This window comes from Alkalibacterium sp. MB6 (genome assembly GCF_009935905.1).
Taxonomy (GTDB): domain Bacteria; phylum Bacillota; class Bacilli; order Lactobacillales; family Carnobacteriaceae_A; genus Alkalibacterium.
Genome location: NZ_PREX01000022.1, coordinates 1 through 14,253 on the forward strand (window position 1 = coordinate 1; position 14,253 = coordinate 14,253).

At 39.8% G+C, this 14,253-nt stretch carries 16 protein-coding genes and 1 pseudogene; 9 read left to right on the forward strand and 8 right to left on the reverse strand.

The genetic code is table 11. The features are described from left to right. Positions 1–44: 44 nt before the first annotated feature. The 3 genes from C3945_RS08840 to C3945_RS08850 form a co-directional block, all read right to left on the reverse strand. Entirely contained in the window at positions 45–257 is a 213-nt protein-coding gene (locus C3945_RS08840; RefSeq protein WP_161879336.1) for a hypothetical protein, read from the reverse strand. After that, a complete protein-coding gene (locus C3945_RS08845) occupies positions 244–459 on the reverse strand; it encodes a helix-turn-helix transcriptional regulator (protein WP_161879337.1) in 216 nt (71 codons plus the stop codon). The genes C3945_RS08840 and C3945_RS08845 overlap by 14 nt, the downstream gene beginning before the upstream one ends. Before the next feature lie 101 nt (positions 460–560). Next, on the reverse strand, positions 561–887 hold the full coding sequence (locus C3945_RS08850; RefSeq protein WP_442862173.1) for a DUF898 family protein: 327 nt from the start codon (positions 885–887) through the stop codon (positions 561–563). A 480-nt stretch (positions 888–1,367) separates the two neighbouring features. Between C3945_RS08850 and C3945_RS08855 the strand changes: the two genes are divergently transcribed. The 6 genes and pseudogenes from C3945_RS08855 (at position 1,368) to C3945_RS08880 (ending at position 5,140) form a co-directional block, all read left to right on the forward strand. Then, a complete protein-coding gene (locus C3945_RS08855) occupies positions 1,368–1,580 on the forward strand; it encodes a CsbD family protein (protein WP_161879339.1) in 213 nt (70 codons plus the stop codon). A gap of 193 nt (positions 1,581–1,773) precedes the next feature. Further along, a complete protein-coding gene (gene relB / locus C3945_RS08860) occupies positions 1,774–1,995 on the forward strand; it encodes a type II toxin-antitoxin system RelB family antitoxin (RefSeq protein WP_161879340.1) in 222 nt (73 codons plus the stop codon). Next, a complete protein-coding gene (locus C3945_RS08865; RefSeq protein ID WP_161879341.1) occupies positions 1,996–2,268 on the forward strand; it encodes a type II toxin-antitoxin system RelE family toxin in 273 nt (90 codons plus the stop codon). 339 nt (positions 2,269–2,607) lie between these two features. Beyond that, positions 2,608–4,508, forward strand: a pseudogene (locus tag C3945_RS08870) (heavy metal translocating P-type ATPase). 89 nt (positions 4,509–4,597) lie between these two features. After that, the gene (locus C3945_RS08875) at positions 4,598–4,828 is read left to right on the forward strand and encodes a heavy-metal-associated domain-containing protein (RefSeq protein ID WP_161879342.1); all 231 of its coding nucleotides are present in this window, start codon (positions 4,598–4,600) and stop codon (positions 4,826–4,828) included. 24 nt (positions 4,829–4,852) lie between these two features. Next, positions 4,853–5,140 (forward strand): iron-sulfur cluster repair di-iron protein, ric, encoded by a 288-nt coding sequence (locus C3945_RS08880; protein WP_161879343.1) that lies wholly within the window; start codon positions 4,853–4,855, stop codon positions 5,138–5,140. A 349-nt stretch (positions 5,141–5,489) separates the two neighbouring features. Here the strand turns inward: C3945_RS08880 and C3945_RS08885 are convergent, their stop codons facing one another. The 5 genes from C3945_RS08885 to C3945_RS08905 form a co-directional block, all read right to left on the reverse strand. After that, positions 5,490–6,293, reverse strand: coding sequence for an ABC transporter ATP-binding protein (locus C3945_RS08885; protein ID WP_161879344.1), 804 nt, complete (start codon positions 6,291–6,293; stop codon positions 5,490–5,492). Then, positions 6,278–7,201, reverse strand: coding sequence for an ABC transporter permease (locus C3945_RS08890; RefSeq protein WP_161879345.1), 924 nt, complete (start codon positions 7,199–7,201; stop codon positions 6,278–6,280). The genes C3945_RS08885 and C3945_RS08890 overlap by 16 nt, the downstream gene beginning before the upstream one ends. A gap of 13 nt (positions 7,202–7,214) precedes the next feature. After that, positions 7,215–8,201, reverse strand: coding sequence for an ABC transporter substrate-binding protein (locus C3945_RS08895; protein ID WP_161879346.1), 987 nt, complete (start codon positions 8,199–8,201; stop codon positions 7,215–7,217). A gap of 398 nt (positions 8,202–8,599) precedes the next feature. Then, positions 8,600–9,466, reverse strand: coding sequence for a PPK2 family polyphosphate kinase (locus C3945_RS08900; protein WP_161879347.1), 867 nt, complete (start codon positions 9,464–9,466; stop codon positions 8,600–8,602). 159 nt (positions 9,467–9,625) lie between these two features. Continuing rightward, on the reverse strand, positions 9,626–11,194 hold the full coding sequence (locus C3945_RS08905) for an FAD-dependent oxidoreductase (protein WP_161879348.1): 1,569 nt from the start codon (positions 11,192–11,194) through the stop codon (positions 9,626–9,628). A 234-nt stretch (positions 11,195–11,428) separates the two neighbouring features. On the opposite strand from C3945_RS08905, the gene C3945_RS08910 reads away from it, so the two are divergent. From C3945_RS08910 to cysK, 3 genes are all read left to right on the forward strand, one after another. Beyond that, entirely contained in the window at positions 11,429–12,043 is a 615-nt protein-coding gene (locus C3945_RS08910; RefSeq protein ID WP_161879349.1) for an SOS response-associated peptidase, read from the forward strand. An 84-nt stretch (positions 12,044–12,127) separates the two neighbouring features. Then, positions 12,128–13,132 carry a ribose-phosphate diphosphokinase gene (locus C3945_RS08915; RefSeq protein WP_161879350.1) on the forward strand — a complete coding sequence of 335 codons (1,005 nt, stop codon included), beginning with the start codon at positions 12,128–12,130 and terminating at the stop codon, positions 13,130–13,132. Between the two features lie 186 nt (positions 13,133–13,318). Beyond that, the gene (gene cysK / locus C3945_RS08920; protein WP_161879351.1) at positions 13,319–14,242 is read left to right on the forward strand and encodes a cysteine synthase A; all 924 of its coding nucleotides are present in this window, start codon (positions 13,319–13,321) and stop codon (positions 14,240–14,242) included. The last annotated feature ends 11 nt before the right edge of the window (positions 14,243–14,253 follow it).

Consider the following 14,253-nt stretch of genomic DNA (forward strand, 5'->3'; position numbering starts at 1 on the left):
ATGAGGGAGGCAAAAAAGAAAACGGTCTTGAACGATTATACACCTTATAAAATTTGTTTAAAAAAGTGTTGACAGACCAAGAAAGACACTGCAGAAAATACAAGAAGAATATACTCCAGTTCCCTTGTTTCACCCCATTGAATCTCCATAACCATACCGAGAAACAGATTAAGGGCAAACAATCCCAACAAAATATTAAAAGAATAAAAGCCATACTTATAGCGCAAGAATCTCTGGTACTCATCAAAGTGTGTCATGTTCATGCTCCTCCCAGAATAAATCATTAAGTGTGACATTCAATGCCTGACAAATCCGAATGCACAATTTTATGGATGGATTGTAATCTCCCCGCTCAATGGCACTTATCGTTTGGCGGGTGACATCCACCGCGTCAGCGAGTGCTTGCTGGGACATGTCCAATTGTGCTCTTGCGGCTTTAAGTCGTAGGTTTTTAGCCATTGCATTCCTCCGTTCATAAAGTATAACCGACTTTATGTAAACTATATCATACATAATGAGTAAAATAAAGGGCTATCATTAAGATAGCCTTTCAGTCCATGTTAATTAATAAAATATGTATGACGAACTTTCCAATCTTCAAGCTTTATATTTACCCAAAAGCCGTAAATCCCTAAAGTAATGATAGTCAATAACCACCATTTAATCCAATGCCCAAAAAGGCTTAAAGCGGAACCTGAAAAGTGAAGACGTCTGCCTTCAATAACGGTGTGATTAATTCTCCAACCATACACTTGGCAAAGGGCCCAAGGATAGAGTAGCCCCAAAGTAAAGATTGTAGCGATAGCTCCCAAAATCGTCCACCCAATTAACCCTAAAAGACCTCCGTCAAAGAAAGATTGTCTGCCTTTTCTATTTTCATCATGCATTGTTTCCATTTGATTCCTCCCAAAATGTGTTTTTTGATTTTATTTAAACTCATTAATCTTGTCTCTTTCTCGTCGCTTCCTTCTATTATACATACTTTGTTTGATAGAAAGGCTTATGAATCTATAAATCAACCCAAGAATACCGAAAGCCAAAGCAAAGTAACTGACAGTGATTAAGAACTGTCCTAAAGCGGTCGGAAAAACATAATGTAAAAGAAAGGTTATTAATGAATAAGAAATAGCTATTATCCAAAACGTTTTCTGCTTATTCTGATTGCTATCCCTCCTTTTCTATGTATAGGAGTTGTGTTATCTTTTAATTGCTTAATGTATAGAGGTTACCTTATTTTATCATAAGTACAATTAATAGTAAGGACTATTTTAAATATATGAAGTGGAACTAAAGCTTATCATTTGGTCTCTTCCAACAAAGGCTATATACTCAAAGTGTAGAAGTGAAAATTAAGGAGGATGGTTTTTATGTCAGATGGCAAATGGGATCAAGCTAAAGGTAAAGCGAGAGAAGGTCTTGGGAAGTTAACAAATGATAAGAAACAAGAATCCAAAGGTAAAGCAGAACAAGGATCAGGAAAAGTGAAAGAAAAAGTAAGCGACACAAGAGATTCAGTCGAAGGCGCAACAGAAGGCATTAGAGAATCTTTCAGCGAAGACAAAGATAAAAACAGAAGATAACTAAACCGAAACAGCTCCCTTTATATTAGCTACTCGTAAAAGGGTAACTGGATAAAGGGAGTTTTCATTATGAGCTCTTATTCGATTTATCTTAGGATATGTTGCGGAGTTGATTTTGTAAAAGATTTAGAGCTTGCAACCTCCCCTCGTTTGTATTACAATGTATGCACAAAAGGGAGAGGAGTTGGTTCTAATGGCTGTTATAACACTAAGAATTGATTCTCAAGAAGATAAATTAATTAGAGAATATGCTAAAGCAAACAACATGTCAGTCTCGGCTCTAATTAGAAGCTCTGTCTTGGAAAAAATTGAGGATGAAATTGATTTAGATCTGTATAACCAAGCTATGAAGGAACACAAAGAGCATCCACAAAGTATTACTTTTGAAGACATGCTAAAGGAGCTATCTGATTAAATGAGCTCAGGTTATCAAGTAGAGTTTGAAAAAGGAGCTCAAAAAGTGTTAAAAAAAATGGATAAAAATCAGGCTCTTTTAATTATGGCGTGGATTCAAAAGAATCTAGTGAATTGTACAAATCCTAGGCAGCATGGAAAAGGATTAACCGCCAACCGATCAGGTGAATGGCGATACAGGATCGGTGAGTATCGCTTAATAGCCGATATTAATGACGAGACGATAACCATTTTAGTACTAGAAATTGGCCATAGAAAAGATGTTTATAAATAAACCTTTAACATGGAGAGCCAACATATTTGAAAAAAAGATTCTACCGCTTAAAAAAGCAGTAGAATCTTTTTTTGATAGGATTTCATCAATACCCACACTAAGATCTGTCGAAAGTCTACTGCATACATAGTACAAATGAATTCAGCAATAAGATCCAATTCTTGACCTCCATCAATTTTTAAACGGCTAAAACTTTCTATACTGTAGTCAGCCATCAAGAGAAACCTAAACAGTTCAATAAACTAAATAAATTCCAAATTCTTGATGGCGGTCAATTTCAAAATGTTTTAACCGGGATATACTGTGTTTAAGATAAAAATAAAAACGGAGGAAAATGTCATGCAGAGAACACTATTAAGCAAGAAAAATCAAATCACAGTTGTCAGTGGGATATTAATTATTTTTGGATTCTTTAGTCGGTTTGCCCTAAATAATATAGTAGGATTCGAAATCGCCTTAATCATTGCTTCAATTATAGGGGTCACACCGATTGCCATTCAGGCATATCAGGCAATGAAAGTAAAAGTAATTAGTATTGATGTGTTGGTGACCATTGCAGTTATCGGCGCATTTCTGATTCAAAACTTTGAGGAATCAGCAATCGTTACCTTCTTATTTTTATTTGGAGCTTACCTGGAACAACGAACGCTAAACCAAACGCGTTCAGCGATTAAAGAGCTGACAGATATGGCCCCGGAAATTGCCTTAAGACAAAATGCAGAAGGTGGTTTTGAAGAAGTCGACGTGGATGATGTCGATGAAGACGATATCTTACTTGTTAAAACAGGAGCGAAAGTACCAGTTGATGGCACTGTATTAACGGGAGAAGGCTACATTAATGAATCGAGTATCACTGGTGAATCAGTGCCCGTTACCAAATCAATCGACTCACAAGTCTTCGCTGGAACAATATTAGATAATGGAACCATTCAGATTCGTGCGGACAGAGTAGGGGAAGACACCACATTCGGCCGCATTATCGAGTTAGTTGAAGAAGCCCAAGATTCCAAATCAGAAGCGGAACGTTTCATTGACCGTTTCTCCAAATATTACACACCAGCTGTTTTACTATTAGCTTTTATTGTCTGGCTAGTCAGCCAAAACATTGAATTGGCCATTACTATTTTAGTACTAGGTTGCCCAGGTGCACTAGTTATCGGCGTTCCTGTATCAAACGTTGCCGGCATTGGAAATGGTGCAAGAAATGGTGTCTTGCTAAAAGGGAGTGAAGTGATTCATGATTTCAGTAAAGTAGATACAATCTTCTTTGATAAAACAGGAACATTAACCGTTGGTAACCCTGAAGTAGGAGAAACCGTTTATTATGGACAGAATACGGATAAGGCATTGGCTTACTTGGCTAGTGTCGAGCGCGAGTCGGATCATCCCTTGGCTAAAGCAGTCCTTGCGGAAATTGGGAGTACCCCTTATTTCCCTGTTGAAGAAACAGAAGTTGTCAAAGGTGGCGGTGTTGTCGCTAACATTGACGGCCACAGAGTCGTAGTAGGGAACGTGGCTCTGATGGAAAAAGAACTGGTTGATTTAAGCCCGCAAGCTCAAGAGGATGCCAAACGCTTTGAAGAAAATGGAAATTCACTCGTCATGACTGCGGTTGACGGAGAGTTGATGATTCTAATGGGTATACGTGACCAAATTCGTCCAGGCGTGAAGCACAATCTTGAAGAACTTAAAAAGCTAGGCGTCAAAAATTTAGTCGTTCTTTCGGGAGACAACCAAGGAACCGTTGACTTAGTAGCCAGCGAACTGGGCTTGACTGAAGCACATGGTCACATGCTACCGGAAGACAAGTCTGCTCATATTGCAAAATTACAAAAGAAGGTCAGATCGTAGCCTTTGTTGGAGACGGTGTGAACGACAGCCCGTCATTAGCCTTGGCTGATATTGGGATTGCAATGGGTAGCGGAACAGATGTGGCTATTGAAACATCCGACGTCGTCTTAATGAACTCAAATTTCAGCCATTTGCCGCATGCTTTAGGATTAACTAAAGCGACTGCCAATAATATGAAACAAAACATTATTATCGCAGTGGGTGTCGTGTTGGTTCTTTTATTCAGCGTCTTTTACAGCGACTGGATGAACATGTCAATCGGTATGTTGGTGCACGAAGCCAGTATACTGGTCGTTATCTTTAACGGTATGAGATTACTCAAGTATCGATTAAAAGGTAACAGCTCCCCGGTGCAAAGAGTAGAAGAAAAACCAGCAGAAGTTATTTAAATGAGAAAAGTTGATCCACGTCAATTTTAAACCAACTAATCTGATCTATACTAACTATACAAGGAAGAAACTCAAAAGGAGAATGCGAAATGTCAAAAGCAGTTATATCATTAGAACCATTAGGATGCCCATCATGTATGCAAAAAATAGAGAATGCCGTGAAGGGATTAAACGGAGTAGAAAAAGAGACAGTAAAAGTCTTATTCAACTCAAGTAAAGTTAAAACAGAATTCGATGAAAACATGGTTAACATTACTGAGATTGAAAAAGCCATTGAAGATCTAGGCTACCCTGTTATTAAATCCAAAGTAAGAGCTTAAAAAATAGGAAAGAAGGCACAGAATATGACACCTTTATATAAGTATATGGAAGAAAACCGATCACAGCTGGAACTCTTTACTACAGCCATCACTCGAGCTCACGGAAAAAATCATCCAGAAACCTTTGATGTAAGGGAGCTTTACACGACAATCGATGACAAAGTAAAAGCATCCAGTTCTGATAAACCAGAATTAACAAAAGAGTTCGAGCAACTCCGTAACATAACCAACAATTATACGATTCCTGAAGACGTCTGCGAAACCTATGCAGCAACTTACAAGATGTTGGAGGAAGCAGACAATTTAAATTAAATTGAAAAACAAGGCGACTTTCAGCCTTGTTTTTTCCGTCATAGACAATTGACTAGATAAAGGATACTATACAGGTAAAAGAGGTGGAAATATGTTAATTTCTGGAACACTCTGGTTAATATTCTCATTAATTGCCACTTACACTTATAATTATCATTATATGCATCAATTTGCTGCATTCTGTGCTATTTTATCCATGATCTTAGGTCTTTCATTTTACTTCGTAGTATTTGATACCTATCTAAAACAACGAAAGTTAAACGAGAAAGACGATTGATAATAAGAGTTGTTTAAAAAAATCCCCTTTTTCCATTACCCTAAATAGAGTAATAGAAAAAGGGGACTCTCTTTAACCTAACAATAAAGCATCTTCGCTAACAACTTGCCCACTATTACGCTTGAACAGATCCAGCAAATCGGGAACGGTTAAGTCTCGTTTTTCGTCACCCGATACATCGACTACAATGTGACCATCACTCATCATAATGAGACGGTTACCATAAGTGATGGCTTGTTCCATGTTGTGGGTAATCATTAAGGTCGTCAGTTGTTTTTCAGAAATTAATTGGTCGGTTAAATTCAGCACCATTTGACTGGTTTTTGGATCCAGTGCAGCGGTGTGTTCATCTAAAAGCAAGAGTTTTGGTGTGACAAGGGCCGCCATCAGAAGGGTTAGTGCCTGCCTTTGTCCTCCAGAGAGTAAACCAGCTTCCATTTTTAACCGATCTTCCAATCCTAAGCCGAGTTGCTTCAACTCTTCTTTAAATAAATGCTGTTGCTTTTTAGTAAAGCCTCTAGCCAGCGTCCGCTTCTTTCCTCGGTTCCAAGCAATGGCCATGTTTTCTTCAATCGTTAAGCGGGTCGCCGTGCCCATCTTTGCATCTTGAAAGACACGACTGATATCTTTCGCTCGCTCATAAGCGGGAGCAGAAGTGATGTCCATTCCGTCAAGCATGATTTGACCACTGTCTACTGGGAAACTGCCAGCAATACTGTTTAGTAAGGTTGATTTCCCCGCTCCGTTTCCACCAATAACGGTTATAAAGTCACCTTTTTCAATCCTTAAATCAATCCCTTTAAGAACATGGTTTTCATTGACTGTACCCATTTCAAAGAATTTGTGTATGCCTCTTAATTCTAACGCTGCATCCATGACAATTTCCCTCCTTTTTGCTTAGCCGTACGGTCTTTCGGTCGTCTTTTTGGTAACTTCTCTTGAATGGCCGGCAAACGGAGAGCCAAAGCTAATAAGATAGCCGAGAATAACCTTAAGTCTTGAGGATCCACATTTAATTGCAAGACCACTAGAATGAGCATGCGGTAGATGACTGAACCAAGGACGATAGTTAATAGCCGTTTAGCCAGCGTTAAATGACGGAAGAACACTTCCCCAATGATAATGGATGCTAGACCGATAACAATGGTACCAATGCCCATACTAATATCTGCATAACCATTATTTTGAGCGAGAAGGGCACCAGATAAGGCAATCAGTCCGTTACTAATCATGTAACCAATGACTTTCATGGCATTGGTTCGGATGCCGTTCGCCTCACTCATGGCGTTGTTATCGCCCGTTGAACGAATGGCTAAGCCCATCTCTGTTTGGAAAAATAAGTAAAGCATTAAAATAACTAAACCAACAATACTGCCTCCAACTAATAAGACCGCATTGGTTTTGTTTAAGCCCCAACTTTCAACTGTTCGAATCAGTGTCCCTTGTCCGAGTAACGTTAAGTTTGCCTGACCCATGATTCTTAGATTAACGGAATACAGACCCGTCATGGTGATGATGCCTGAAAGAAGGGCGGGAATATTCCACTTTGTATGCATGAAACCGGAAATAAAACCAGCAGCCATCCCTCCAAAGAGAGTCAGTAGCGTTGCCAACCAAGGTTGCATGCCATTAACAATTAAGCTGGAGCAGATAGCAGCGCCCAATGGGAAGCTGCCTTCTGCAGTTAAATCGGCAACATTTAATATGCGAAAAGTGAGGTAAACCCCAATGGCCATCACGGCCCAAAGTAACCCTTGCGACAAACTGGATAATAATAAATTCACTGAAAGTCCTCCTTTAATCTGTAAGCGAAATGCTGTCCGGATCGATACCCAACTCTACAGCCATGTCTTCGTTAACCACTAATTCCAGAAATTCCGATGTTTCAACAGCCATACTGTCTGGTGATGCGTCGTTATTTAAAATGTCGATTGCCATTCTTGCTGTTTGTCGTCCGAGTTCGTTGTAGTTAATACCGTATGTTGCCAAACCGCCTTCTTCTATTTGTTCCATTGAACCGGCAACCACCGGTATTTGGTTCTCAATGGCTAACTCACCAACTGTAGCAGAGGTGCTTGCCATCGTGTTGTCAGTTGGAATATATAAAGCATCAATACGTTGCATCAAGCTCTCTGTGACTTGTTGAACGTCATTTGTGCTAGTGACTGTGGCGACTTCTGCCGTAACTCCTTCAGCTTCTAAGGCTTCAATGGCCAAGTTTGCTTGGATTTCTGAATTAGGCTCGCTTGAATTGTAAATAATACCAACAGTTTGAGCATCAGGAACGATGGACAATAATAAGCGGATTTGTTCGTCAATAGGAACCATGTCACTTGTTCCTGTTAGATTTCTACCCGGTTGGTCACTGTTGTCAACAAGGCCCGCATCGACAGGGTCCGTCACTGCAGTAAACAGAACAGGCTTTTCTTCTTCAGCTGTTGCCAGGGACTGGGCAGCAGGTGTAGCAATGGCTAGCATCAAATCGGTGTTACTCGACAACTGCTCGCTCATGCTTTGAAGGTTAGACTGATCGCCTTGAGCATTCATGATTTCCAAGGTCATCGTGTCCCCATCAATAAAGCCGCCTTCTTCTAACTCGCTAACGAAACCTTCACGTGCAGCGTTTAAGGAATTGTGTTCCATGAACTGTAATATACCGACTGACACATTATCTTGTTCTGTGTCTGCGGCTTCACCTGAATCATCTGCACAACCCATCAACGCTAATCCTGCTAAACCAATGACTGCTGCACTCATCATTTTTCTTAATCCTGTTTTCTTCATCTTTTTCTCCCCCTATTTATCTTTCCCTCTTTTTATAAAACAAAAACACCCATTTAGATAAACAAATCTAAATGGGTGCCCCAAAAATCGAGATATAAAAGCCACTTAGATTAATTTAATCTATGCGGCCATTTTAACAACTCAAAATGCTTTAGCCATCACAGATACAAACCAGACATTACGCTGAAGTTTGCATCCACAATGTGTTGTGACTACAAACTGTACCTAAAATAGCTAAAGTAGAAGTGATTCAATTGTGCGGTATGACGTTTATTCGTCGACATGTTGGTCACTCCTGTAAAAGTTGATGTTCTAAGAATAATAGACTAATGAGAAGAAGTCAAGCTTAAATTAAAATTTTTTAATATTAGCTGGTTTTAAAGGATAATCTCCACCATTTATTCCTTTTCTAACTTTTTAATGTACTCATCCAATTTCTCTTGTTCTTCTTTAGAAGGTTTCGGTTTTTGTGGATCCAAATCCTTAAGGTGTTCAATCATAATAAGAGAGACTAAATAGCGTGTCAACCATTCGTCGTCCGCTGGCAGAACATACCAAGGCGCAACATCCGTCGAGGTATTTACGAGTAAATCTTTGAATGCCTCCTGAAAATCATCCCATTTATCACGGTCTTCCACATCACTGAATGAGAAATCCCAATTTTTTTCAGGGTCTTTCATTCGTTCTAAGAGTCTTTCTTTTTGAACATCTTTACTGACATTCATGAAAAACTTAACCACTAAAAAGCCGTTTTCAGATAAATACTGTTCAAAGTCATTGATTTGACGGTAACGCACTTGCCAAATGTCTTCGTTTACCAATTCGTCAGGCATTTGTTCTTCATCTAGCTGACCTTGAACTCTTGTGCCAATGACTTCTTCATAATAAGAGCGATTAAAGATGGCAATCTCGCCCCTTTCAGGAAGCGCAGACTGAAACCGCCAGAGATAATCATGTTTAACATCTAAAGCTGTCGGTTTCTTAAAAGAGGTACTTCTTAAGCCTTGAGAGGGTAATTGTGAAAAGATAAAAGTAATGGCTTCATCTTTTCCTCCGGCATCCATTGCCTGTAAATCAACGAGAATGCCCCACTTTTCTTCTGCAAACAACTTTTCTTGTAGTTCTCTCAATTGTTCAATCGCTTTTGGAATCCATTCATCGCGAATCACATCTTCTGTAACGGATAAATCATTTATCATACTTGTCCGACTGAGATCGACTTCCTTAACGGAAGTCACTTTAAAGTCTTTAGTATTCAATCTCATGTTTCCCCAATCCTTTCTGGTCGTAAAAAAATGACTCATGTTCATCTGTATTCTCTACTATTTTGATTATTTTTGAAACTATTTTAACTCGGATAGTGGATTAATTTTCAAACAAAAAGAGCAGGCCGGTAAAGGCCTGCTCTTAAACGAGTTAATGGATTAATGTTGGTGTTTACAGGCACAACTGTTGTCTAACTTTTCCAATGGTTTAACCGCTGGGCCATCAATCACTTCACCGGCATAAGTGAAACGAGACCCGTGGCATGGGCAATCCCAAGACCGCTCAGCGTCATTCCAATTTAAACCGCATCCCATATGAGTACAGGTTGTTTTAACCAGATGGACATGGCCGCTCGCATCACGGTAACCACCGACTTTTTTGCCGTCGACAGAAACAAGTCCACCTTGATCGGGCTCTAAATCATCTGGTGTCATTGTTGGACGTTTGGCTTTTGTAACGACTAAATCTTTTCCGACTGATGTGTTTTTCCAAGTGAACTGCTGTACATCTTTTGCTTTCAGTTTATTTCGTAATGGATCAAACAAATCAGCATACGCATTTGATTTGTTTAGCACGTTATCCGTTAACACTTTCGCAGCCGTAGCGCCCATAGCCATGCCCCATTTGTTAAAGCCGGTCGCAAGCAATATGTTTGGTGTTGAGCGGATCATCTGTCCGACATAAGGCACTTTGTCCAAGGTTGTCATGTCTTGGGCTGACCAATGATAAGGAATGTCTTTAATAGCAAAATATCTCTTGCCAAAATCTTCTAAATTCTGATAGTGCTCTTGGTTCGGCTCGCTGCTCTTACCCGTTTGATGACTGTCGCCACCAATCAGAAGGAAGTCTTCGCCCTTATCATTTCTCACCGAACGCAAGGAACGAGAAGGGGATTCAGCGCTGATATACATGCCGTTAACAAGAGGAGCATCTGTTGTTGCGACGAGAGAATAAGACCGTTCAATGGATAATTTTGAGAAGTAAAGCCCTTGAAAGTCATTAAAAGGGTAATGAGTAGCAACGACTACTTTATCACAATCTAAAGAAAAGCCGTTTTCCAAATGGACTCGCATCTTGCCTTTACACACTTTAATTGCACGGGTTCGCTCATATATACTTCCACCGAGGCGCTCAATTTCGTTGAGTAGGGGAGCTAGAAATTTAACCGGATGGAATTGAGCTTGATCTGGCATGGTTAAAGCACCAGTTGTTTTAAAAGGTAATTCGTTAACTTGGCCATTGGTCAACACGCCATCGATTGCTAATGTCTCGTAGGCACGAGATTCTTTTTCAAGTTGCTTAAAGCCTTTAGCAGTAGATGCATAAATACTCGCATCTTTCGTTTCCCAATCACAATCAATACTCAACTCTTTAGCAATCTGTTCGATTGAATGCATACCTTCAGTGTTCGCCTCATAATACAACCGAGCTTTTTCTTCACCAAAGGTACTAATCAATTCATTGTAAATCATACTCGTTTGAGCAGTGACTTTCGCTGTCGTGTTACCAGTCACACCTGAAAGAAGTTCTCTCGCCTCAATCAACGTCACTTGTTTACCTGCTTTTGCTAATAAGTAAGCCGTCAGTATACCAATAATCCCACCACCGATAACGCCCACTTCCGTTTTCATATCTTCCGTCAACGTAGGATAACGCGGAACGTCATGTTCGAGCCAGTAAGAGTGCGGAAACTGAGGTAGCAGTGAATTTGTCTTGTAATCAGTCATATAAATCCTCCTTTTTCACATGAAAACCAATCCGATAATTCTTTTCTTGAGTATAGCACTCTTCTTTTTGAAAAGGAAAAGATAGCCTGTGGGAGCCAGCGTGGATACGTATGAGTTATTAGTTCTTACAAGAATATATAAATGGAAGCAAGTATAGGAATGGACTAATCATTATATAATAGCTACAGAGTATGAGTCGCTATTTCTATGAATGTTTGATAGGATACAAGTGAAATGAGCAGAGGGGATGTGATGGGTTTGTGTGGAAGATATGCGTTGACTGTTTCAAAGGAAGAACTAACAGGACGGTATAATATAAAAACATCTGATTTCGACTTTGAAGAGAAAGAAGAGATATTTCCTACAACAGAGAATACGGTGTTGCTTCCCAATCAAAAGCTTTACCGCTTAAAATGGGGATTTACGCCAGGCTTTGCCAAACGTCCGTTAATCAATGCCCGATCAGAAAGTATTTTAGAGAAGAAAACCTTTAAGGAACCATTTGAACAGAAACGCTGTATCGTTCCAGCCACTTATTTTTTCGAATGGCAGAAGGTAGAGGGGCAAGAGAAAAAGGCAAAGAAAAAAATCGAAGTGAACGGTTTACCCATTTTCTCCATGGCAGGAATTTGTGAACGGTATACAGATGACAAAGGGAGTAACTTTTTAACCTATGCTATCCTAACGACAGATGCAAATGATCAGATGGCTATTATTCACGACCGAATGCCTGTTATACTGGAACCAGAAGAAGAAAGTGACTATTTAAATTTAGAGAAAGACCCTAAAGTTATTCAGTCCACATTAATACCTACAAAACGCGAGCTGATTATAACGGATATACAATAGATAGTAGAAATAGCTTGTAAAAAAAGTCATTTATTATTACGATTGAAGTAAGAAATAGGAAGTATTTATTAAGTGGAGGCGGCCATGAATCAAGAAAAAACTGATAAACAGTTGAAGTTGTTTTCATTAAATTCCAATCGTCCTTTAGCTGAAGAAATTGCTGAAGAGTTGGGAATGGAATTAGGAAAGTCTGATATTACACGTTTTGAAGATGGTGAAATTCGCATTAATATTGAAGAAAGTGTCCGAGGGGATGATGTTTACCTCGTTCAATCAACAAATGATCCAGGGAATGACCATTTCATGGAAATTGTTATCATGGTCGATGCATTAAGACGAGCCAGTGCACGAAAAATTAACGTCGTGATTCCTTATTACGGCTATGCCCGTCAAGATCGGAAACCTCGCCCAAGAGAGGCTATTACAGCAAAAGTTATTGCAAATATGCTAACCGTTGCTGGAGCCGATCGAGTCGTCACAATGGAGCTACACTCACCACAAATACAAGGCTTTTTTGATATTCCGGTGGATCATTTATCTGCAACAGCTTTACTGGCAAATTATTTTATCGATAAAGGACTTGTTGGTAAGGACACCGTTGTAGTCTCGCCTGACCATCAAGGCGTGAGTCGTGCGCGTGAAATGGCTGAATTGTTGAATGCCCCACTAGCGATTATTGATAAACGGTCAGCTGAAGAGGCTGTTCAAGATAGCTATAACGTCGTTGGTGAAGTGAACGGCCGGACTTGTATTTTATTTGACGACCTCATCGACTCTGCCAAAACCGTCGTTAACGCAACGGAAACATTGAAACGAGCTGGCGCAATGGATGTGTATGCTTGTGCCACCCATGCGGTCTTTTCCAATCAAGCGATTGATCGCATTAAGGAATCCGCAATTAAAAAGGTCGTTATTACTAATACAATAAATAATGAGAATAAACCGTCTTGCGACCTCATTGAATATATAAGTGTCGCTCACATACTGGGCGATGCGATCAGACGTATTCATCAGCACAAGTCCATTAAAGCATTATTCGACAAACGATACGTTGATGAATTGGAACACCATGAGTTAGAGTTTAAATAACTATAGTGAAACCGTCCTTTGAGAATTATTCCTCACTTAAATAATGGGCACATTTTCAGAAGGACGGTTTTGTAGACTGATTAAATAAACGAAAAACCCATTATACAAACAGTCCTGTCTTGCTTTATCTCTTAAAAACCTATACACTTAAAGTAAGTAAATAGTCAAAAAAAGGAGAGTAAATTAATGAGAAAAGTAAATTCTGTTACTGAGTTAGTCGGCCAAACACCGATTCTTAAATTAAACAATGTGGTTCCTGAAGGCGCTGCCGACGTTTATGTCAAACTGGAATCTTTTAACGTAGGTGGAAGTGTAAAAGATCGTATCGCTTTAAACATGATTGAACAAGCTGAAAAAGAAGGGCTTATCAAACCTGGTGATACGATTGTTGAAGGAACCAGTGGGAACACAGGAGTTGGACTGGCAATGGTCGCAGCGGCTAAAGGCTATAAAGCAATCTTTGTGATGCCAGATACGATGAGTAAAGAAAGACGAGCATTAATGAAAGCGTATGGTGCTGAGTTGATTTTAACACCAGGCGCTGAAGGAATGCCCACTGCAAATAAACGTGCAGAAGAGTTAGCTTCAAAACCAGGCCATTTCATGCCTTCACAATTTACAAACCCGGCCAACCCAGCTGTTCATGAAAGAACAACTGGACCGGAAATTTTAGAAGCCTTTAACGGCACAGCTCCTGATGCATTTGTCGTTGGAGTAGGAACAGGCGGTACGATTACTGGTGCGGGTAAAGTTTTGAAAGAAAACCGTTCAGATGTCTTACTAGTAGCTGTTGAGCCAACGGAGTCAGCTGTATTAAGTGGGAAAGAAAAAGGCCCTCACAAAATTCAAGGGCTGGGCGCAGGATTCATCCCAGAAGTCTTGGATACAGATATGTACGATAAAGTAATGGCTGTTTCAAGCGAAGAATCAATGGACATGACTCGTAGACTTGCTAAAGAAGAAGGACTACTGGTTGGTGTCTCTTCAGGGGCCAACGTTTTAGCAGCGATTCGTATTGCTGAACGCTTAGGCAATGGAAAACAAGTATTAACCGTAGCACCTGACACAGGTGAACGTTACCTGACTGCACCAGTATTTGCAGAAGAATAAATGAGTGATAG

Excerpts from the sequence above, each read along its gene's own strand:
- C3945_RS08840 (WP_161879336.1), bottom strand. The coding sequence starts at position 257 with ATGACACACTTTGATGAGTACCAGAGATTCTTGCGCTATAAGTATGGC.
- C3945_RS08845 (WP_161879337.1), bottom strand. The coding sequence starts at position 459 with ATGGCTAAAAACCTACGACTTAAAGCCGCAAGAGCACAATTGGACATG.
- C3945_RS08850 (WP_442862173.1), bottom strand. The coding sequence starts at position 887 with ATGCATGATGAAAATAGAAAAGGCAGACAATCTTTCTTTGACGGAGGT.
- C3945_RS08855 (WP_161879339.1), top strand. The coding sequence starts at position 1,368 with ATGTCAGATGGCAAATGGGATCAAGCTAAAGGTAAAGCGAGAGAAGGT.
- relB (WP_161879340.1), top strand. The coding sequence starts at position 1,774 with ATGGCTGTTATAACACTAAGAATTGATTCTCAAGAAGATAAATTAATT.
- C3945_RS08865 (WP_161879341.1), top strand. The coding sequence starts at position 1,996 with ATGAGCTCAGGTTATCAAGTAGAGTTTGAAAAAGGAGCTCAAAAAGTG.
- C3945_RS08875 (WP_161879342.1), top strand. The coding sequence starts at position 4,598 with ATGTCAAAAGCAGTTATATCATTAGAACCATTAGGATGCCCATCATGT.
- C3945_RS08880 (WP_161879343.1), top strand. The coding sequence starts at position 4,853 with ATGACACCTTTATATAAGTATATGGAAGAAAACCGATCACAGCTGGAA.
- C3945_RS08885 (WP_161879344.1), bottom strand. The coding sequence starts at position 6,293 with ATGGATGCAGCGTTAGAATTAAGAGGCATACACAAATTCTTTGAAATG.
- C3945_RS08895 (WP_161879346.1), bottom strand. The coding sequence starts at position 8,201 with ATGAAGAAAACAGGATTAAGAAAAATGATGAGTGCAGCAGTCATTGGT.
- C3945_RS08900 (WP_161879347.1), bottom strand. The coding sequence starts at position 9,466 with ATGAGATTGAATACTAAAGACTTTAAAGTGACTTCCGTTAAGGAAGTC.
- C3945_RS08905 (WP_161879348.1), bottom strand. The coding sequence starts at position 11,194 with ATGACTGATTACAAGACAAATTCACTGCTACCTCAGTTTCCGCACTCT.
- C3945_RS08910 (WP_161879349.1), top strand. The coding sequence starts at position 11,429 with ATGAGCAGAGGGGATGTGATGGGTTTGTGTGGAAGATATGCGTTGACT.
- C3945_RS08915 (WP_161879350.1), top strand. The coding sequence starts at position 12,128 with ATGAATCAAGAAAAAACTGATAAACAGTTGAAGTTGTTTTCATTAAAT.
- cysK (WP_161879351.1), top strand. The coding sequence starts at position 13,319 with ATGAGAAAAGTAAATTCTGTTACTGAGTTAGTCGGCCAAACACCGATT.